The organism is Bacillus sp. SIMBA_005, assembly GCF_046535585.1.
In the GTDB taxonomy this organism is placed as follows: Bacteria; Bacillota; Bacilli; order Bacillales; family Bacillaceae; genus Bacillus; species Bacillus pumilus.
In genome coordinates this window covers 1-236 of record NZ_JAWRWI010001167.1, presented here as the reverse complement: position 1 = coordinate 236, position 236 = coordinate 1, and the positions used below count along the sequence as shown (strand labels likewise).

The 236-nt window shown below is 75.0% G+C and carries 1 pseudogene; it reads left to right on the top strand.

Features of this window, described 5'->3' with window-relative positions:
• A pseudogene (locus SB660_RS23775) lies at positions 1-236 on the top strand (NADP-dependent oxidoreductase); the annotation flags it as partial.

Genomic DNA, 236 nt, shown 5'->3' with positions numbered 1-236 from the left:
GACGAGGCCGGTCCCGGCTACGCGCCGCCGGTGGCGCTGGGCGAGGTGATGGTCGGCGGCACGGTCAGCCGCGTGGTGACCTCGCGCCATCCGGATTTCCAGCCCGGGCAGCGGGTGGTGGCCGGTGCAGGCTGGCAGGACTACGCCTTGTCCGATGGCAGCGGCCTGCAGCGCATCGATGGCCTGGCGCGGCCGTCGCTGGCGCTGGGTGCGCTGGGCATGCCGGGCTTCACCGC